This window comes from Novosphingobium piscinae (assembly GCF_014230355.1).
Taxonomy (GTDB): domain Bacteria; phylum Pseudomonadota; class Alphaproteobacteria; order Sphingomonadales; family Sphingomonadaceae; genus Novosphingobium; species Novosphingobium piscinae.
Genome location: NZ_JACLAX010000001.1, coordinates 153,880 through 173,080, shown reverse-complemented (window position 1 = coordinate 173,080; position 19,201 = coordinate 153,880). Strand labels below are relative to the sequence as shown.

At 71.2% G+C, this 19,201-nt stretch carries 14 protein-coding genes; 10 read left to right on the top strand and 4 right to left on the bottom strand.

Annotated features, from left to right (window positions below; translation table 11 throughout):
- Window positions 1-2 precede the first annotated feature (2 nt).
- The 3 genes from H7F53_RS00695 to H7F53_RS00685 all read left to right on the top strand — a co-directional run bounded on the left by H7F53_RS00695 (window position 3) and on the right by H7F53_RS00685 (window position 4,057).
- Entirely contained in the window at window positions 3-1,454 is a 1,452-nt protein-coding gene (locus H7F53_RS00695; RefSeq protein ID WP_343061834.1) for an amidohydrolase family protein, read from the top strand.
- A 99-nt stretch (window positions 1,455-1,553) separates the two neighbouring features.
- Entirely contained in the window at window positions 1,554-3,053 is a 1,500-nt protein-coding gene (locus tag H7F53_RS00690; RefSeq protein ID WP_185677542.1) for a CoA-acylating methylmalonate-semialdehyde dehydrogenase, read from the top strand.
- A 20-nt stretch (window positions 3,054-3,073) separates the two neighbouring features.
- Window positions 3,074-4,057, top strand: coding sequence for an NAD(P)H-dependent flavin oxidoreductase (locus tag H7F53_RS00685; protein ID WP_185677541.1), 984 nt, complete (start codon window positions 3,074-3,076; stop codon window positions 4,055-4,057).
- A gap of 33 nt (window positions 4,058-4,090) precedes the next feature.
- On the opposite strand, the gene H7F53_RS00680 is transcribed toward H7F53_RS00685, so the two are convergent.
- Genes H7F53_RS00680 through H7F53_RS00665 form a run of 4 tightly spaced genes read right to left on the bottom strand, consistent with a single transcriptional unit; the run spans window position 4,091 to window position 10,334 of the window.
- The gene (locus H7F53_RS00680) at window positions 4,091-5,080 is read right to left on the bottom strand and encodes a DUF2891 domain-containing protein (RefSeq protein ID WP_185677540.1); all 990 of its coding nucleotides are present in this window, start codon (window positions 5,078-5,080) and stop codon (window positions 4,091-4,093) included.
- Window positions 5,081-5,085: 5 nt separating this feature from the next.
- Window positions 5,086-6,018 (bottom strand): DUF979 domain-containing protein, encoded by a 933-nt coding sequence (locus H7F53_RS00675; RefSeq protein ID WP_185677539.1) that lies wholly within the window; start codon window positions 6,016-6,018, stop codon window positions 5,086-5,088.
- Window positions 6,015-6,707 (bottom strand): DUF969 domain-containing protein, encoded by a 693-nt coding sequence (locus H7F53_RS00670; protein WP_185677538.1) that lies wholly within the window; start codon window positions 6,705-6,707, stop codon window positions 6,015-6,017. Before H7F53_RS00670 ends, H7F53_RS00675 begins: the two co-directional genes overlap by 4 nt.
- A 12-nt stretch (window positions 6,708-6,719) precedes the next feature.
- Window positions 6,720-10,334 (bottom strand): hydantoinase B/oxoprolinase family protein, encoded by a 3,615-nt coding sequence (locus tag H7F53_RS00665; protein WP_185677537.1) that lies wholly within the window; start codon window positions 10,332-10,334, stop codon window positions 6,720-6,722.
- A 182-nt stretch (window positions 10,335-10,516) separates the two neighbouring features.
- Here H7F53_RS00665 and H7F53_RS00660 point away from each other — a divergent pair, with 182 nt between their 5' ends.
- From H7F53_RS00660 to H7F53_RS00630, 7 genes are all read left to right on the top strand, one after another.
- The gene (locus H7F53_RS00660) at window positions 10,517-10,690 is read left to right on the top strand and encodes a (2Fe-2S)-binding protein (RefSeq protein WP_185677536.1); all 174 of its coding nucleotides are present in this window, start codon (window positions 10,517-10,519) and stop codon (window positions 10,688-10,690) included.
- Window positions 10,691-10,768: 78 nt separating this feature from the next.
- Complete coding sequence (gene bfr, locus H7F53_RS00655; RefSeq protein ID WP_185677535.1) at window positions 10,769-11,248, top strand: bacterioferritin; 480 nt, start codon at window positions 10,769-10,771, stop codon at window positions 11,246-11,248.
- A 400-nt stretch (window positions 11,249-11,648) separates the two neighbouring features.
- Window positions 11,649-14,150 carry a TonB-dependent receptor gene (locus H7F53_RS00650; protein WP_185677534.1) on the top strand — a complete coding sequence of 834 codons (2,502 nt, stop codon included), beginning with the start codon at window positions 11,649-11,651 and terminating at the stop codon, window positions 14,148-14,150.
- 88 nt (window positions 14,151-14,238) lie between these two features.
- Window positions 14,239-15,474, top strand: coding sequence for a glycerate kinase type-2 family protein (locus H7F53_RS00645; protein ID WP_185677533.1), 1,236 nt, complete (start codon window positions 14,239-14,241; stop codon window positions 15,472-15,474).
- 136 nt (window positions 15,475-15,610) lie between these two features.
- The gene (locus tag H7F53_RS00640; protein WP_185677532.1) at window positions 15,611-16,870 is read left to right on the top strand and encodes an MGH1-like glycoside hydrolase domain-containing protein; all 1,260 of its coding nucleotides are present in this window, start codon (window positions 15,611-15,613) and stop codon (window positions 16,868-16,870) included.
- The gene (locus tag H7F53_RS00635) at window positions 16,867-18,174 is read left to right on the top strand and encodes an MFS transporter (protein ID WP_185677531.1); all 1,308 of its coding nucleotides are present in this window, start codon (window positions 16,867-16,869) and stop codon (window positions 18,172-18,174) included. Before H7F53_RS00640 ends, H7F53_RS00635 begins: the two co-directional genes overlap by 4 nt.
- Before the next feature lie 53 nt (window positions 18,175-18,227).
- The gene (locus H7F53_RS00630; protein ID WP_185677530.1) at window positions 18,228-19,193 is read left to right on the top strand and encodes a 2-hydroxyacid dehydrogenase; all 966 of its coding nucleotides are present in this window, start codon (window positions 18,228-18,230) and stop codon (window positions 19,191-19,193) included.
- The last annotated feature ends 8 nt before the right edge of the window (window positions 19,194-19,201 follow it).

Below are 19,201 nucleotides of genomic sequence, written 5' to 3'. Positions count from 1 at the left end.
CCGTGTCGTCTGCCCACCCGCCTGCCCACCCGCCCGCACTGCTGATCCGCCGGGCCGAGCTGGCCGGGGGCGCGGTGGGCGACGTGCTGCTGGCGGACGGCGTGATCCGGGCGATCGGGCAGGGGCTCGCGGCGGATGGCGCGGTGACCCTCGATGCCGCGGGCGGCTGCCTGCTCCCCGGACTGCACGATCACCACATGCATGTCGCGGCCAGCAGCGTGGCCCTGCAGTCGGTGCCCTGCGGGCCGCCCGAAGTCGCCACGGCCGACGATCTGGCCCGCACGCTGGCGGAGGCCCCGGGATCAGGCTGGCTGCGCGGCGTGGGCTATCACGACAGCATCGCCGGCCTGCTCGACCGGCACGTGCTCGACGCGATGCGCTCGGACCGGCCAGTCCGCGTGCAGCATCGCTCGGGGCGGATGTGGTTCTTCAATTCGGCCGGGATCGAGGCTCTGCTCGCCGCGGGCCTGCCGCTGCCCGCCGGGCTCGAGCAGCGCGACGGCGCCTGGACCGGGCGGCTGTTCGACGAGGATCGCTGGCTGCGCGATGCCCTGGCCGGAACGCCGCCCCCGTTCGCCCCGGTCGGTGCGGCGCTGCTGGGCTGGGGGGTCACCGGCCTGACCGAGATGTCGCCGGCCAATGCCGCGGCCGAGGCGGACCATTTCGCTGCCCAGCAGGCCGCGGGCGCCTTGCCCCAGCGCGTGCTGCTGGCCGGCTCGCTCGCGCTCGCGGGCTTGCCCGAGCGGCCGGATCTCGCCCGCGGTCCGTTCAAGCTGCATCTCCATGAGCACCACCTGCCCGACTGGGAGGCGACGCTGCAGGCGATGCGCCAGGCGCGCGAACAGGGCCGCGGCACCGCGGTCCATTGCGTGTCCGAGGCCGAGCTGGCCTTCGCCATCGGCCTGTTCGACGAGCTCGGCCCCGCCGCCGGCGATCGCATCGAGCATGGCTCAGTGATCTCGGCAGGGCTGCTCGAGGCCCTGGTCAGGCTGGAGCTGCCGGTGGTGGTCCAGCCCACCTTCGTCGCGGTGCGGGGCGACCAGTACCATGCCGACATCCCCGCGGCGGATTGGCCTTCGCTCTATCGCCTGGCCAGCCTGCAGGCGGCCGGGCTGGTGCTCGCTGCTGGCAGCGACGCCCCCTATGGCCCGCTCGATCCGTGGGCCGCGATGCGCGCCGCGGTGGAGCGCAGGACCGCCGCGGGCACCCCGTTCGGACCCGCCGAGGCGCTGACGCCCGAGGCGGCGCTGGCGCTGTTCCTGGCCGACCCCCGCGACCTTGGCCGCCAGCGCCGGATCGCGGTGGGCGAGCCGGCCGATTGCTGCCTGCTCGACCGCCCATGGCAGCAGGCGCGCTCGCGCCTCGAGGCCGGGCTGGTGCGGGGCACGATCGTCGGCGGCGCCTTGCGGTTCGTGCGGAGTGAGCCTGCGCCGGGGCAGCGACCAATCGCCTGAGCGTTCTTTGCACCGGCACCGCCCCGGCGGGGCCGCGCGCGGCTTGCCCGGGCGGGGCCGGCGGTGCAGGGCTCGGCCGAAGGCAGCGGGAGCAGCAGCATGCGTTTGATCGATCACGTCATCGCCGGGGGAACCGCCGGTCTTGCGAATGGCCGCCGCGCCGCCGTGATGGACCCGAACACCGGCGCGCAGCAGGCCGAGGTGGTGCTGGGCGCCGCCGATGCGCTCGAGCGTGCCGTGGCCGCCGCCAGGGCCGCGCAGCCGGCCTGGGCCGCCACCAATCCGCAGCGCCGCGCGCGGGTGATGTTCGAGTTCAAGCGCCTGTGCGAGGCCAGCATGGACGAACTGGCGCTGATGCTCTCGCGCGAGCATGGCAAGGTGATCGCCGATTCCAAGGGCGACATCCAGCGCGGGCTCGAGGTGGTCGAGTTCGTCTGCGGCGTGCCCCATCTGCAGAAGGGCGAATACACCCAGGGCGCCGGCCCCGGGATTGACGTGTTCTCGATGCGCCAGCCGATCGGGATCGGTGCGGGTATCACTCCGTTCAACTTCCCGGCGATGATCCCGCTGTGGATGGGTGCGGTGGCGCTGGCCGTGGGCAACGCCTTCATTCTCAAGCCCAGCGAGCGCGATCCCTCGGTGCCCAACCGCATCGCCGAACTGTGGCGCGAGGCCGGGCTGCCCGAGGGGGTGTTCCAGGTGGTCCACGGCGACAAGGAGATGGTCGACGCGATCCTCGACCACCCGGCGATCGGCGCGGTCAGCTTCGTCGGCTCGTCGGATATCGCGAACTATGTCTACCAGCGCGGCGCCGCGGCGGGCAAGCGCGTCCAGGCGATGGGCGGCGCCAAGAACCACGGCATCGTCATGCCCGATGCCGATCTTGACCAGGTGGTCAACGACCTGTGCGGCGCGGCCTTCGGCTCGGCCGGCGAGCGCTGCATGGCCCTGCCGGTGGTGGTCCCGGTCGGCGAGGACACCGCCGAGCGGCTCCGCGCCAAGCTGATCCCGGCGATCGAGCAGCTCAAGGTCGGCGTGTCGACCGATCCGGACGCCCAGTACGGTCCGGTGGTGACCGCGCAGCACAAGGCGACCATCGAGCGCTGGATCCAGACCGCGATCGACGAAGGGTCCGAGCTGGTCATCGACGGCCGCGGCTTTGCCCTGCAGGGCCACGAACAGGGCTACTTCCTCGGGCCGACGCTGCTCGATCGGGTGACCCCGGCGATGGCCAGCTACCACAACGAGATCTTCGGCCCGGTGCTGCAGATCGTGCGGGCCAAGGACTTCGAGGAGGCGCTCGCCCTGCCGAGCCAGCACCAGTACGGCAATGGCGTGGCGATCTTCACGCGCAACGGCCATGCGGCGCGCGAGTTCGCGTCGCGTGTCCAGGTGGGCATGGTCGGGGTCAACGTGCCGATCCCGGTGCCGGTCGCCTACCATTCGTTCGGCGGGTGGAAGCGCTCGGGCTTCGGCGACACCGACCAGTACGGGCTCGACGGGATCCGCTTCTGGACGCGCGCCAAGAAGGTCACCGCGCGCTGGCCGGACGGGGGCTTCGACGGCGCGAACGCCTTCGTCATCCCGACCATGGGCTGAGGCCGGCGGAGCACACTGAGATGGCCCTGCGCACCCGTATCACCGAGCTGCTCGGCATCGAGCACCCCATCGTCCAGGGCGGCATGCAGGGCGTCGGTACGGCCGAGCTCGCCGGGGCCGTCTCGAACGCCGGCGGCCTCGGCATCCTCACCGCGCTCACCCAGCCCAGCCCGGCGGCGCTGCGCGCCGAGATCGAGCGCTGCCGGGCGATGACCGACAAGCCGTTCGGGGTGAACATCACCGTGTTCCCGACGATCAACCCGCCCGACTATCAGGGCTATGCCCAGGCGGTGATCGACGGCGGGGTGCGGATCGTCGAAACCGCCGGGACCCCGGCGGTGCGCGAAATCTGGGACATGCTCAAGCCGCACGGCGTCACGATCCTGCACAAGTGCACCGCGGTGCGCCATGCGCTCTCGGCCGAGCGCGCGGGCTGCGACATCATCTCGATCGACGGGTTCGAATGTGCCGGCCATCCCGGCGAGGACGACATCCCCGGGCTGATCCTGATCCCTGCGGCGGCCGACAAGGTGAAGATCCCCCTGCTGGCCAGCGGTGGCTTCGGCGACGGCCGCGGGCTGGCCGCGGCGCTGGCGCTGGGGGCCGACGGGATCAACATGGGCACCCGCTTCTGCGCCACGCAGGAAGCGCCGATCCATCCCAACATCAAGCAGGCCTACCTCGACAACGACGAGCGCGGCAGCGTGCTGATCTTCCGCAAGCTCAGGAACACCGCGCGGGTCGGGCGCAGCGCCGTCTCGGAGGAGGTGGCGCGCCGGCTCGACCAGCCCGGCGCGACCTTCGACGACGTCAAGGACCTCGTCTCGGGCGCGGCCGGGCGCGAGATGCTGCGCACCGGCAACCTCGACCAGGGGATCTTCTGGGCCGGCATGGTCCAGGGCCTGATCCACGACGTGCCGACCTGCGCCGAACTGGTCGGCCGCATCGTCGCCGAGGCCGAGGCGCTGATCCGCGGCCGGCTGGCCGGACTGGTCTCGGCCTGACCTGCATCCGGGCGGGGCGGCCCCTCGGCCCGCCTATTCGAGCGCCAGCAGGGCGAAGGTGGCCAGCCAGTGTTCGCCCATGTAATCGCCCGCGACATGCGGCAGGCTGGCGGCGATGTGCTGCTCGGCCGCGGTGCGCGCCGGCAGGCTCACCGGATGGGCCTCGCCCAGACGCGCGGCGATGCTCCGCCAGCACCAGGCGCGGCTCAGGTTCAGCCCGTCGAGGTGCGCGATCTTGCCATCCGAACGATCGGAGACGACGGCCGGCGTGAACAGGCTGGCGGGAGCACCCTCGGCCGCGCGCGGCAGGAACCGGGCGAACCACGTCCGGAAGGCGGCCGGCGGCAGCACCTCGCCCATCAGCAGGGCCTCGGTGAGGGCGGAGGAGAGGAACTCGTCACCACCGGGCTCCCACGCCTGGCAATCGGCATCCGCGCCGAACCAGGCCTGCGCCCGCGCGTCGATCAGCGCCACCAGCGCGCCATCACGCGCCGCCGCCCAGCGCCGCGCCAGCACCAGCGCGAAGGCGATGTTGAAATGCGTTCCGACCCGCAGCGGATAGGTCAGCCGCGGCAGGAAGTCATGGAACCGCGCGGCGAAGGCCGCGGCCAGCGGGGCCAGCGCGGCGGCCCAGGGCGCATCGTGGCAGGCGGCCTCGTCATGCAGTGCCAGCAGCCAGGCCCAGCCATAGGGGCGCTCGAAGCCCCGGGCGCTCGCCCGGTCGAGGAAGGCCCGCTCGCCGGCGACCTTGTCGGGCACCAGCGTGGCGTCCGCGCGGCGGCGCACCGCGGCGGCCTCGGGCAGAGCGGGGAACAGCCGCGCGAGCCGCAGCACCTGCCACCAGCCATGCACGCAGCTGTGCCAATCGAAACTGCCGTGGAAGATCGGGTGATGATCGATCGGCAGGCCGGCGTCCTCGGGCCGCTCGAACACGAAATCCATCTTGTAGGGGAACTGGCGGCCGAGATGCGACAGCGTCAGATCCATGAAGCGGGCCGCGAGGGGAGGGGTCAGCTGGGTCATGGCACTCACGGACGGAAGGCGAGAAGATAGATCAGCGCGCAGTTGATCGCCAGCAGGGGCAGGGCGGTCGGGACCTGCCGCCACACCACTCCGTTACGGTCGCGCAGGCCGAGCAGCACGGCCGGGACCAGGTTGAAGTTGGCGGCCATCGGCGTCATCAGCGTGCCGCTGAACCCCGCCAGCATCCCGATCGCGCAGATGATGGCCGGATCGCCGTGGAAATCGGTGATCAGCAGCGGCAGGCCGACCGCGGCCATCATCACCGGGAACGCCGCGAAGGCATTGCCCATGACCATCGTGAACAGGGCCATGCCCAGGCCATAGGCCAGGACCGCCGCGAGCAGACTGGTCGACGGGATCACCCCGCGGATCAGCCCACCGACGACCTGTCCCACCCCGGCCAGCGCGAAGACCGCGCCCAGGCTGGCCAGCATCTGCGGCAGGATCGCCGCCCAGCCGACCGCCCCGAGCAGCCGGCTGCCCTCGTCCAGCGCGATGCGCGGGCGCGCGCCCAGCCACTGCAGTCCGACCGCCAGCGCCAGCAGGGTGCCGAGCGCGAGCGCGATGAGCGTTGCCTGCTTGCCCTCGGCCAGGGCGGGCGCGGCCTTGAGGGCGAACCCGCCGACCAGGGCCGTGGCGGGCACGATCAGCGCGATGGCGAAGATGCGCAGCGCCGGGGCGAGCGGACGGGTGAGGGCGCGCGGGCCGTCTGCGGGACGGCCGAGCTGGCCGGTGCCGGCGATCAGGGTCAAGGCAATCACCAAGAGGCCATTGCCGAAATCTCCGATGCGGTCGCCCGCCCACATGCTCAGCGCCAGCAGCCCCCAGAACGCAGCCGTCCCCCAGCGCCGCGGGTTGTCGCGCTGCCGCAGGCCGGCAAGGCTGACCGCGGCGAAGAACAGCCCCGCGAGGGCATAGACCCACTGCAGCGTGATCATGCCGCGCTGTTCCCGGAGGCGGCTGCCCGGCCGAGCGCGGCCAGCCGGCGGTCGAGCCGGCGCAGCCGCCAGCCGTGAACCAGCAGGGCCGCCACCGCGCTGGGAATGGCCCAGACCGAGAGCTCGAACGGCTCGAGCATGATGCCGTACTGCTCCATCACGCCCTTCATCAGCAGGATCGAGCCGATCGCCAGAAAGATGTCCTCGCCGAAGAACAGCCCGACATTGTCGGTCGCGGCCGACCATTCGCGGATCTCGTCGCGCAGCGCCGGGTTGAGCGCGCCGGCCTGGGCCTCGGCCGAGGCCTCGGCCATCGGCGCCAGCAGCGGCCGCACGGTCTGGGCGTGGCCGGCGATCGAGGTCAGGCCGATCGCCGCGGAGAGCTGCCGCAGGACGAGATAGCCGAGCAGGATCCGGCCGGTGGTGGCGCCCTTGAGCCGGGTGATGATCTCGCGCGCGCGCTCCTGCAGGCCGTGCGCCTCGAGCAGGCCGATGACCGGCAGGATCATCCAGATGATGCTGACGTAGCGGGCCTCGTTGAAGGCCTTGCCGAAGGCGGCGATGATCGCGTGGAGGTCCAGCCCGCCAGCCAGCCCTGTGGCGGCGGCGGCGGCGAGGATCACGACCATCGGGTTGAGCCGCAGCGCGAAGCCGAGGATGATGATCACGATGCCGGAGAGGACCCACATGCCGCCTGCGTCCTAGTCCGCGCCATACCCGCCGCCGCCGGGCGTCTCGATCACCAGCACATCGCCGGGCTCCATGTCGACCCCGGCGGTAGCGCCGAGCGGCTCGATCGCCCCGCCGGCCCGCTCGACGCTGTTGCGCCCCGGCGCTCCGGGCGCGCCGCCGGCAAGGCCGAAGGGTGGCACCCGGCGCCGGTTGGAGAGGATCCCGGCGCGCATCGGCGCCAGGAAGCGCAGGCGCCTGACCGCGCCGTTGCCGCCGCGGAACGCGCCCGCGCCGCCCGAACCGGGCCGGATCGCAAAGGCTTCCAGCCGCACCGGGAAGCGGGTCTCGAGGATCTCGGGATCGGTCAGGCGGCTGTTGGTCATGTGGGTCTGGACCACATCAGCGCCGGCGAAGCCGGGTCCGGCGCCAGCGCCCCCGGCAATCGTCTCGTAATACTGGTGGCGCGCATTGCCGAAGGTCAGGTTGTTCATCGTGCCCTGCGCCGCGGCCATCGTGCCGAGCGCCCCGAACAGCGCGTCGGTCACTGCCTGGCTGGTCTCGACATTGCCGGCGACCACGGCCGCCGGGTACCGCGGGCTCAGCATCGACCCCTCGGGCACACGCAGGGTCACGGGGCGCAGGCAACCCTCGTTCATCGGCACGGCCTCGTCGATCAGGGTGCGGACCACGTAGAGCACCGCGGCCCGTACCACCGGCAGCGGCGCATTGAAGTTGCCGGGCAGCTGCGCGCTGGTCCCGGTGAAGTCGAAGGTGATCCCCTGGGCCGCCCGGTCGATCCGCACATCGACCCGGATCTCGGCACCGTTGTCGAGCGGATAGCAGAAGGTGCCTGCGTTGAGCCGGCCGATCAGCTTGCGCACGGCCGCCTCGGAATAGGCTTGCAGATCGCGCATCGCAGCCGAGACCCGGTCGGCCCCCTGCTCGGCGGCAACCCGGTTGAGTTCGGCGGCACCGCGCGCGCAAGCCGCCACCTGCGCCTTCAGGTCGGCCAGGTTCTGCGCCACGTTGCGCGAAGGCCAGGGGCCGGTGGAGAGAAGCGCCGCGATCTCGGCTTCCAGCAACCGGCCGTCCTCGACGATCAACACGTTGTCGAGCAGGATCCCCTCTTCCTCGACGCTGCGGCTGTCGGGCGGCATCGAGCCGGGCGAGATCCCGCCGATATCCGCATGATGGCCGCGGGCGGCCACGAACCAGCGCGGCACCGGGCGGTCGGTGGGCAGCTCTCCGGGCACAAACACCGGCATGATCACAGTCACGTCGGGCAGGTGGGTGCCGCCTTCGTAGGGGGCATTGAGCGCATAGACGTCGCCGGGGCGGATCCCGCGTCCGTCGGCTGCGCCGCCGCGGCGCCGCAGGATCGTGCGAACGCTTTCCCCCATCGAGCCGAGATGCACCGGCATATGCGGCGCATTGGCCACGAGATGGCCTTCGCCATCGAACAAGGCACAGGAAAAATCCAGCCTTTCCCGGATATTGACCGACGAGGCACTGTGCTGGAGCGCAGCGCCCATCTCCTCGGCGATAGCCATGAACAGCCCACCCATGATCTCGAGCCGGACCGGATCGGCCGCGGCGGCGGCGGGCAGGGCCCGCACCGCCGCCGCCGGGTCGCGCTCGAGCAGGAGATTGCCGTGGCGGTCGACGGCGACCGACCAGCCCGGCTCGACCACGGTGGTCGAGACCGCATCGACGATGATCGCCGGCCCCGGCGCGGCGAACCCGGCGGCCAGAGCGGCGCGTTCGTAGAGCGGGACCATCCGCCGGGTGCCGCGCAGATGACAGGCGACCTGCTCGCGCGGGGGCGCCGAGACCGCCGGCAGCTCCGCGACCGTCGTCGCCCCGCTCTCGCCGGGCTCGATCACCTCGACATGCAGCGTATCAACGATGATCGGCGCCGTGCCGGTGAAGCCGAACCGCGCCCGGTGCTGGGCGTGAAAGGCGGCGATCATCTGCTCCGGCGGGCCGTGTTCGACCGCGATCAGACTGTCGGTGCCGTCATGCCGGAGCGACAGCCGGACCTGCCGCGTGAGCGGGCCGGCCGCGCCCTGGCCGCGCAATTCGGCCTCGGCGGCGGCGGCGAGCTCGGCCACGGCCGCCGCGATCGCCGGGACCTGGTCCGCGGCGAGCGGCAGACCAAGGGTCCGCTCGAGCAGCAGGCTGCGGTCGGCCAGCCCCATCCCGAAGGCCGAAAGCACCCCGCCCATCGGATGGATCATCACCCGCGACATGCCCAGCGCCTCGGCCACCAGGCAGGCATGCTGCCCCCCGGCGCCGCCAAAGCAGCCGAGCGTGTAGCGCGACACGTCATGGCCGCGCTGGACCGAGATGGTCTTGATCGCATTGGCCATGTTGGCCACCGCGATGGCGATGAACCCCTCGGCGAGGTCCTCGGCGGTAACCGCCTCGCCGGTCGCCGCGGTCACCTCGCGGCTCAGCGCGGCGAAGGCCTGCGCCACCGCGGCGGTATCGAGCGGGGCATCGCCCGCGGGGCCGAACACCGCGGGGAAATGGTGCGGCACGATCTTGCCGAGCAGGACATTGCAGTCGGTCACGGTCAGCGGGCCGCCGCGGCGGTAGGCCGCTGGCCCCGGGACGGCGCCGGCCGAGCGCGGACCGACCGTCAGCCGCGCGCCATCAAAGGCGCAGATCGATCCCCCTCCCGCGGCCACGGTGTGGATCCGCATTATCGGCGCGCGCACCCGGACCCCGGCGACCATCGTCTCGCTGTCGCGCTCGTAGTGGCCGGCAAAGTGCGACACGTCGGTCGAGGTGCCGCCCATGTCGAAACCGATGACCGCGTCGAACCCGGCCTGCTGGGCGGTGCGCGCCAAGCCGACGATGCCCCCCGCCGGGCCCGAGAGGATCGCGTCCTTGCCGCGGAAGGCCGGTCCGGTGGTGAGGCCGCCGCTCGACTGCATGAACAGCAGCGCGGCGCCATCCCCGGCGCGGCTCTGCAGGCCGTCGACATAGCGGCGCAGTACCGGCGAAAGATAGGCATCGACCAGCGTGGTATCGCCCCGGCCGATCAGCTTGATCAGCGGTGCCACGCGGTGGCTGACCGAGATCTGGGTGAAGCCGAGGTCCGCGGCGATCGCCGCGAGCCGCTCCTCGTGCCGGGTGAAGCGGTAACCGTGCATCAGCACGATCGCCACGGCGGCAATGCCCCTGGCGCGCGCCGCGGCAAGGCTGGCGCGGGCCTGGGCTTCATCGAGCGGGGTCACCACGCTGCCGTCGGCGCCGATCCGTTCGGTGATCTCGGCGACATGGGCATAGAGCGGAGCGGGCTTGTCGATCCGGCGGACGAACAGGCTGGGGCGTTCCTGGTAGCCGATCGCCAGGGCATCGCCGAAGCCGCGGGTGATCGCCAGGCAGGTCGGCTCGCCGCGCCGCTCGAGCAGGGCATTGGTCGCCACGGTCGTGCCGATCCGCGCCCGCAGCGGGGGGAGGGGATCCATCCCGGTGAGCCGGTGCATCGCCTCGATCGCGGCATCGGCATAATGGCCCGGATTCTCGGACAGGAGCTTCGCGGTCAGGACCCGCCCATCCGGCGCGCGCGCGACCACATCGGTGAAGGTCCCGCCGCGATCCACCCAGAAGTGCCAGCAGGACGGGTCAGCTTGCATCCCCTGCTGATAGACCGTGGGCACGGCGCTTGGCTAGCGCCGGTTGATCCGGGTCAATGCCGCTTTCGTCGCGCCGCTGCACCCCGGGATGACGACCCGGACAGCGACGCAGAGAATGCAGATGATTATTGCATCTAATTCGCAATAGCGTACAAGAAGGGGGCCTACGCTGGAGGATTCGCATGATCGTCTGCAGCTGCAATGCCATCCGTGAGCGCCAGATCCGCGAGGCCGCGCGCGCCGGAATCGACGACGTCGAAGAGGCCTATGCCTTTCTGGGCTGCCAGCCGAACTGCGGTCAGTGCCTGACCTTCGCCCAGCAGCTCATCGACGAGGAAGCCTGCGTCCCGGCCTGATTTCGTTCGCGCTCTGCGGCAGGAGTGGCCAAGCCGGCGCGACCCTCTATAGTGGGGGCGTAACCGTGGAGGCCCCCGATGAAAGGCGATGTGAAGGTCATTGCGCTGCTCAACCAGGCGCTCAAGAACGAGCTGACCGCCATCAACCAGTACTTCCTGCATTATCGCATGTTGAAGCACTGGGGGGTCGAGCGGCTGGCCAAGTACGAGTATGGCGAATCGATCGACGAGATGAAGCACGCCGACCGGCTGGCCGATCGCATCTTCTTCCTCGACGGACTGCCCAACTTCCAGGACCTTGGCCGTCTGCGCATCGGCGAGACCGTCGAGGAGATCCTCAAGGCCGATCTGGCGCTCGAAATGGAGGCGCTGCCCCAGCTCAAGGAGGCGATCGCCCACTGCGAGGAGGTCCGCGACTACGTGTCCCGCGATCTTTTCGCGGATATCCTCGCCAGCGAGGAGGAGCATGTCGACACGATCGAGCGCCAGTTCGACATGATCGCGCGGATGGGGCTTGAGAACTACATCCAGTTGCAGTCGCGGCCCGAGGAGGACTGAGCGTCACCGGCCCGTCGGCCGCCATCGGGGCGGGACGGGCCGATTGCCCATCCGGCATCGGTCTTTAATTTCGATAATATGTATTATGTTAATTTGTCCGGGCGGGCTTGGTCGGCAGGACCTGTGCCGTCACGGCCGCGCCATGCGGGGCTGCGGCCATGACGGCCACCTGCGGACAGGTTTGCAAGCCGCGAAGCAATGGGCCTGGAACGGCCCTACAACCGCACTGCACAGGTGCTGCTCCGGGTGCCCCGCCGAACCGCTGCGGCCCGCCCCGCCGACCGGGCCGATATTAAAACCACGTTTAATACTTGGCGTGGGTTGAATATGCGTTGCGAGGGTGGTAACGGGTAGCCAACCGACGTCCTGAGCCAAGGGCGCGTCACCAAGGAGGGATACCATGAAGCGCATCGCCCTGACCCTGTTTGCCAGTGCATCGGCCCTCGCCGTCGCCCCGGCCATCGCCCAGGCCCAGTCTGCGGCTGCTCCGGCCGCGGCAGCCGAGGAAGACGCCGCACCGCCGACCGAGGAGATCATCGTCACCGGCACCAGCCGGTCGCGCGTGGCGCTCGACACGCCGCTGGCGGTGAGCCAGCTCAACACCCAGGCGCTGACCCGCGCCGGTGTCTCGAGCCAGGCCGACATCCTCAACACGATCCCGACGATCAAGGCCGACGGCGGCGGTGGCGAAGTTGCGGCGAACATTTTCGTCAAGGGCCTGCCCTCGGGTGGCCAGTACCAGTTCACCCCGCTGATGTACGACGGCATCGCCGTGCTGTCGTCGTTCGGGCTGAACTCGTCGGCCTATGACGTCTATGCCCGCAACGACCTCGGCATCGCCCGGCTCGAATTCGTCCGCGGCGGCGTCTCGAACCTGTTCGGCCCGGGCTCGGTCGCCGGTCTGATCAACTACATCAGCAAGACCGGCAGCGACCGGCTCGAGGGCACGGTGCAGCTCGAGGTCGCGCAGCGCGACCGCTATCGCGGCGATGTCGCGCTGAGCGGGCCGCTCGGCAACAACCTCTACTTCGCCGTCTCGGGCTTCTACCGCACCGACAAGGGCCCGGTCCGCACCAATCTCGACACCAAGGGCGGCCAGATCCGCGGCAATCTCGAGTACCGCTTCAGCGACGGCAGCGGCAGCGTGCGGGTGCTCGGCCAGTACATCGACGATCAGGTCCAGTTCTATCTGCCGATCCCGCTGCAGGGCAGCACCCGCGAGCGGCTGGCCGGCAACGACGGCCAGATCGTCAATTCGGTCCAGAACGCGTTCAACCCCGCCGGGCTCGGCTTCCGCACCCCGACCGGCAGCTTCACCTCCGAGATCAACGAAGGCGTCGCCACCAAGGGCGGGATGGTCGGCCTGATCTTCGACAAGGAGTTCGGCGACAGCGGCTGGGCGCTCAACGGCCGCTTCAAGGTCAGCGACTACAAGCACAAGTTCGGCCTGTGGTCGGACGGCGACGGCGTGATCAACGTGCCCGAGACGCTGCAGAGCTTCCTCACCAACCGCGGGCTCGGCAGCACGGCCAATGCCCAGTTCAGCTTCGTCGGCGGCGGCGCGGTGCCGGGCAACTTCCTGGTCTTCGCCAACCGCTTCACCGACCGCGTGCGCCCGGCGCGCGATGCCACCGCCGAGCTCAACCTGACCAAGACGCTGCAGACCGGCGGGATCGACCACGCGCTCACCTTCGGCGGGTTCTACGGCCGCGCCAGCGCCGGCGACTACAACGTCACCACCACCTTCCTCGCCGAGTTCAACAACCGGCCGCGGCTGATCAACCTCACCGTGACCAACCCGACCACCAGCGCCCAGACCGTGGTGAGCAACAACGGCCTGCTCAACGCCGGCGCGGGCTACGTCAACAACTGGCACAAGGCCGAGCGCTACGCCGGCTACTTTGCCGACCAGATGAAGATCGGCGAGCGCTTCAACCTCGACATCGGCGGGCGGATCGAGACCATCAAGGGCGACATCAGCCGCGAGCGCACCTCGACCACGGTCACCGATTCCACCACCCCCAACCTCTCGGCCGCGCTGCGCGACGTGATCTGGGGCAACGGCGGGGTCCTGACCGGCAAGGTCAGCACCACCGAATGGGCCCTCGCGGTGGGCGCGCTCTACAAGCTGACCGACCGGGTCAGCCTCTATGCCAACGGCTCGCGCGGGTTCTTCTTCCCCGAACTGCGCTCGGCCGCGTTCAAGCCGCTGCCCACCGGCACGGCGGCCAACGCCAGCCTCGCCCCGGGCATGCAGAGCTACACCGCCGAGATCATCAAGCAGGCCGAGGCGGGCATCAAGATCAGCCAGCCGCAGTTCTCGATGACCGTGGCCGGCATCTACACCAAGCTCGACAACCGCCGGCAGGTGCTGTTCGTGAACGACGGGGCGGGCGGCTTCATCGAGCGGGTCAATCTGGTCGGCACCGAAAGCTACGGGGTCGAGGCGACGCTTGACCTGCGCCTGCTCAAGAACCTGCGGTTCAACGGCAACCTGACCATCCAGGGCGCCAAGTACACCGCCTTCGACACCACCCCGGCCTTCATCGGCAACAATGTCGAGCGCCAGCCCGAGGTGCTCTACAACGCCGGGCTCTACTACGACGACGGCGCGCTCGATGCCGCGGTGTTCACCAACTACACCGGCGACAACTTCACCGCCTCGAACAACACGATCCGGCTGCGCGGCTGGCACGTCGTCAACCTCGATGCCGGCTACCGCATCCCGCTGGGAGCCAGCTCGGTGCGGGTGAGCGCCAACGTGTTCAACCTGCTCAACTCGGCCGCGGTCACCGAAGGCTCGCCGCGGCAGGACAACAACCAGACGTCGAACGGGGCCTTCTTCGTCGGCCGGCCGGTCCTGCCCCGGCGGATCATGGGGCGCATCGCCTACTCGTTCTGAGCCCGTTCCGGCACGGTGGACCTGCCACCGTGCCGGGCCGCGTGCTAGGCGCGGCTTTCATCCGGGACGGCATCCGGTAAGGACCGCCATGACGCTTCGAGACACCCTGACCGGCTACTTTCTTGCGGGGACCCGCGCGGCCAGTGCGCCGCAGGCGCTGGCCGGACGGCTGCCGGCGCGGCCGGCGCGCGGGCGCACGCTGGTGCTGGGCTGCGGCAAGGCCGCGGCCGCCATGGCGGAAGTGGCAGCGGCCGAGCTGCCCGGGGCGGTGAGCGGCTGCGTGGTGACCCGCTACGGCCACGGCGCCCGCGGCGGGACCGGCGCGATCCGGGTGATCGAGGCGAGCCACCCGGTGCCCGATGCCGCCAGCCTCGCGGCCGGCGCCACCATCCGCGCGCTGGCGCATTCGGCGCAGCCGGGCGACCGCGTCGTGTTCCTCATCTCGGGCGGGGGATCGGCGCTGCTGTGCGATCCGATCCCGGGGCTCGATCTGGCCACCAAGGCGCGCATCACCCGCCACCTCGTCCAGTCCGGCGCCGCGATCGAGGAGATCAACTGCGTCCGCCGCCACCTCTCGCAGGTCAAGGGCGGACGGCTCGCCGCCGCGGCCGCGGCCGCCGCGGACGACATGCACAGCTTCCTGATTTCCGACGTGACCGGCGATGATCCGGCGGCGATCGCCTCCGGCCCGACCGTGGCCTGCCCGTTCGAGCCCGAGCGCGCGCTGGCGATCCTCGCCGGGTCGGGCTGGGAGGTTGGCGCCGAGCTGGCTGCCGCAGTCCGGGCCTGGCCCGGGACCAGCGCGCCGGTCCACCCGCTCGAGGTGATCGCCACCGGGCGCACCGCGCTCGATGCGATCGAGCAGGCCGCCCGCGCCGATGGCTGGCAGGTGCAGCGCCCCGGCGACGCGCTGACCGGCGATGCCGCCGAGACCGGCCGGGCCCACGCCGCGCAGGCGCTGGCGCTGGCCGGACAGCCCGGGCGCCACCTGCTGCTGACCGGGGGCGAGCTGACCGTCCGGGTCCGCGCCGCCGACGGGCGCGGCGGCCCCAACCTCGAATATCTCACCGCGCTGATGGCCGCCCTGCCCGCCGGGGCTCCCGTGGCCGCGCTGGCCTGCGACAGCGACGGGATCGACGGCAGCGAGGACAATGCCGGCGGCTGGTTCGACGCGGCCTCGCGCGCCGCGCCCGAGGCCTGCGCCGCGGCGCTGGCGGCGAACCGCAGCTATGACCTGTTCGAGCGGCTGGGCGGACTGATCAAGACCGGGCCGACCCGCACCAACGTCAACGACATCCGCATGATCGCGGTGATCGGGACATGACCCGGTGGCCTGGCCCCGCCGCGGCGCGCGCCGGCGGCGCCGGGATGCCCAGCCCGTGAGTGCCCAGCCCGTGAGCGCCCAACCCATGACCGCCCAACCCATGACCGCCCAGTCCTTATCTGCAACGAGAGTACCGATGACCGATCTGGACCACCGCGCCCGCGACATCCTGTGCCGCAATGATCGTGGCGGCTATACCGTGCCGACCCATGGCCTCTATCCGTTCCAGTGGAACTGGGATTCGGCCTTCGTCGCGCTGGGTTTCGCCGGGTTCGACCGCGATCGCGCCTGGCAGGAACTGGAGACGCTGGTGTCGGCGCAGTGGGCCGACGGGATGATCCCGCACATCGTGTTCCACCAGCACGACGAGGGCTACTTTCCCGGCCCCGGCGTCTGGGCCACCGGCCAGACCCCGCCGACCTCGGGAATCACCCAGCCCCCGGTGCTCGCCACGGTGGTCCGCCGGCTGTGGGAGGAGGAGGGCGCCGATCCCGCCCATCCCCGCATGCGCGCGCTCTACCGGGCCTGCCTGGCCAGCCATCGCTGGTTCCACACCTATCGCGATCCGCTGGGCAACGGCCTGGCCATGGTGACGCACAACTGGGAGACCGGGCGCGACAATTCGAGCGAGTGGGACGAGGCCCTCGCCCGCGTCGACACCAGCGGGGTCGGCTCCTACCAGCGCCGCGACACCGGCCATGTCGATGCGGCCATGCGGCCGAAGCAGAGCGAGTACGACCGCTATGTCGCGATCCTGCAGTTCGGCCGCGACTGCGGCTGGGACCACCGCAGGATCGCCGACGAAGGCCCCTTCCGGATGATCGACGTGGGCACCTCGATGATCCTGCTGCGCGCCAACCGCGATCTCCTGATCCTGGCCGAGGCGATCGGCGACGCGCCCGCCGCGGCCGAGCTGCGCGCGCGCATCGCCCTGTCCGAACAGGGCATGGACTGGCTGTGGAACGAGGAGGTCGGCGCCTACTGCTCGCGCGATGCGACCACCGGCGCCAGCTCGGCGCTGGTCACCAATGCCAGCTTCCTCGCCTTCTACGCCGGGGTCGGCACGCCGGCGCGGCACGCCCGGCTGATCGCGGCGCTGGCCCGGATCGAGGCGGGCACCCGCTTCCTCCTGCCCAGCCTGGAGGCCGGCAGCCGCGACTACGATCACCGCCGCTACTGGCGCGGCCCGATCTGGCTGGTGGTCAGCTACATGGTGGCGCTGGGTCTGGCCGAGCACGGCGAGGCCGCATGGTCCGAACGGCTGCGCCGCGATTCGGCCCGGCTAATCGAGGCGGCCGGGTTCTACGAAAGCTTCAGCCCCGAGACCGGCGAGGGCTCGGGCGGGGGCGATTTCTCGTGGACCGCGGCAATGTGGCTGGCCTGGTGCGGACGATGACCGGGCCGGCGATCCGCGGGCGGACGCTCGCCGAGCGACTGGCCGGCCGCTTCGCCGAGGCGCCCTCGGCGCGCTATCCCTGGCTGGTGGTCGGCCTGCTGTGGATGGTCTCGTTCCTCAATTCCGCCGATCGGGCGATCCTCAATTCGGTCAAGCCGCTGCTGCGCGATGCCTTTGCCATCAGCGACGTCCAGCTCGGGCTGGTCGATACCGTGTTCTTCTGGACCTATGCGGTCTGCGCCTTCCTGTTCGGACGGATCGGGGATTCGGTCCGGCGGCGCAACATGATCCTTTTCGGGCTGGTGTTCTGGAGCACCGCAACCGGGCTGATGCCGCTGGCCACCGGCTTCGCCATGCTGCTGGCGATGCGCACGCTCGTCGCGGTCGGCGAATCGACCTACTATCCCACCGCCACCGCGCTGATCAGCGCCTGGCACCCCGCGCGCCAGCGCAGCCGCGCCCTGGCGATCCACCAGACCGCGGTCTTCGCCGGGGGCGGCATCGGCGGCTGGGCGGCCGGGCGGCTGGCCGATGTCCATGGCTGGTGGATGCCGTTCCTGGTCTTCTCGGCGCTGGGCTTCGTGGTCTTCGCGGTGCTGATCGGCACCCTGCGCGACGATGCCCCGGCGGCGGCCCGCCCGGTCTTGGTGCGAGCGGGGGCGGCGGAAGCCGGCGGGACTGACGAACCGCTCCGCCTGATCCTGGCCAACCCCGCCGCGCTGCTCCTTTGCGCGGTGTTCTGCCTGGCGACGGCGGCCTATTCGGCCGTGCTCAACTGGAGCAACACCTATGCCCACGACGTGCTCGGGCTGAATCTGGCCGAAAGCGCGCTGGTCGGGCCGGTGATGATCACCACCGCCGGGTTCACCGCGGTGCTGGTGGGCGGCTGGCTGGCCGACGTGCTGGCCGCGCGCAGCGCGCTGGGCCGGTTCACCGTGCTGGCCCTGGGGCTGGCGATCGCCGCCACCTTCCTCCTCCCCTTCCCCTGGGCCCGGTCGGCCACCATGGTCGGGGCGCTGCTGTTCGCCACCAGCTTCGGCAAGGGCCTGTTCGACGGCTGCATCTATGCCGCGATGCACGATGTCATGCCCGATGCGGCGCGGGCCACGGCCGCCGGACTGATGACCATGATGGGCTTTCTCGGCGCGGGGATCGCCACGGTCGCCCTGCCCGCGATCGCCACGCACACCGGGCTGGGCGCGGGATTCGGCATGATGGCCGGGCTCTACCTGCTGGCGGTGCTGCTGCTCCTCGCCGGCCGGCCGCTGGTGCGGCGGGTGCTGCTGGCCGGCAGCGCGGCCTGACTTGCGGCGACAAACCGGTTCAAACCCCCGCGGCCAGCGGCTAGCCTGCCGCGATGACGCTTCCCCCTATCCAACCGGCCCTGCCGCCCGCCGTCCTGCAGCCGGCACCGATCCATCCGGCGGTGACCGCCCTGCTCGCGCCGCATGTCCCGCTCCACCGGCTGTGGGAACAGGATGATCCGGCGGCCTGGCTGCGCGAGCATGGCGCGGCGATCCGCGGACTGGCGGTGAGCACCCTGGCCGGGCCGGTCGGCGCCGACCTGTTCGACCGCCTGCCCGCGCTCGAGATCGTCGCCAACTTCGGCGTCGGCTACGACAATGTCGATGTCGCCGCGGCGCGCGCGCGCGGACTGGTCGTGACCAACACCCCCGGAGTGCTCGACGAGGAGGTCGCCGACCTGGCCGTGGCCCTGCTGCTGGCGACGGTCCGCCAACTGCCGCAGGCCGAACGGTTCCTGCGCGCGGGCGGCTGGCGGCAGGGCCCCTTCCCGCTCTCGCCCACGCTGCGCGGCCGGCGGATCGGCCTGCTCGGGCTTGGCGCGATCGGCAAGGCGATCGCACGGCGGCTCGAGGGCTTCGGGGTGGACATCGCCTATCACGGACGCACGCGGCAGGAGGGGGTCGGCTATCCGTGGTATCCCTCGGCCCAGGCCCTGGCCGCGGCCTGCGACACGCTGATCGCAATCCTCCCCGGCGGCGCGGCGACGCGGCACATCGTCGATGCCGCCGTGCTTGCCGCGCTCGGGCCGGAGGGGGTGTTCATCAACGTCGCGCGGGGCAGCGTGGTCGACGAGGCGGCGCTGATCGCGGCGCTGCAGGACGGGACGATCCTCGCCGCCGGGCTCGATGTCTTCGCCGAGGAGCCGGCCGTGCCCGAGGCGCTGCTTGCCCTGCCCAATGCCGTGCTGCTGCCCCATGTCGGCTCGGCCTCGGTGCAGACCCGCACCGCGATGGGCGAACTGGTCGCGCGCAACCTGCTCGCCTGGTTCCGCGAAGGGCGCGCGCTGACCCCGGTGTGAACCCGGTC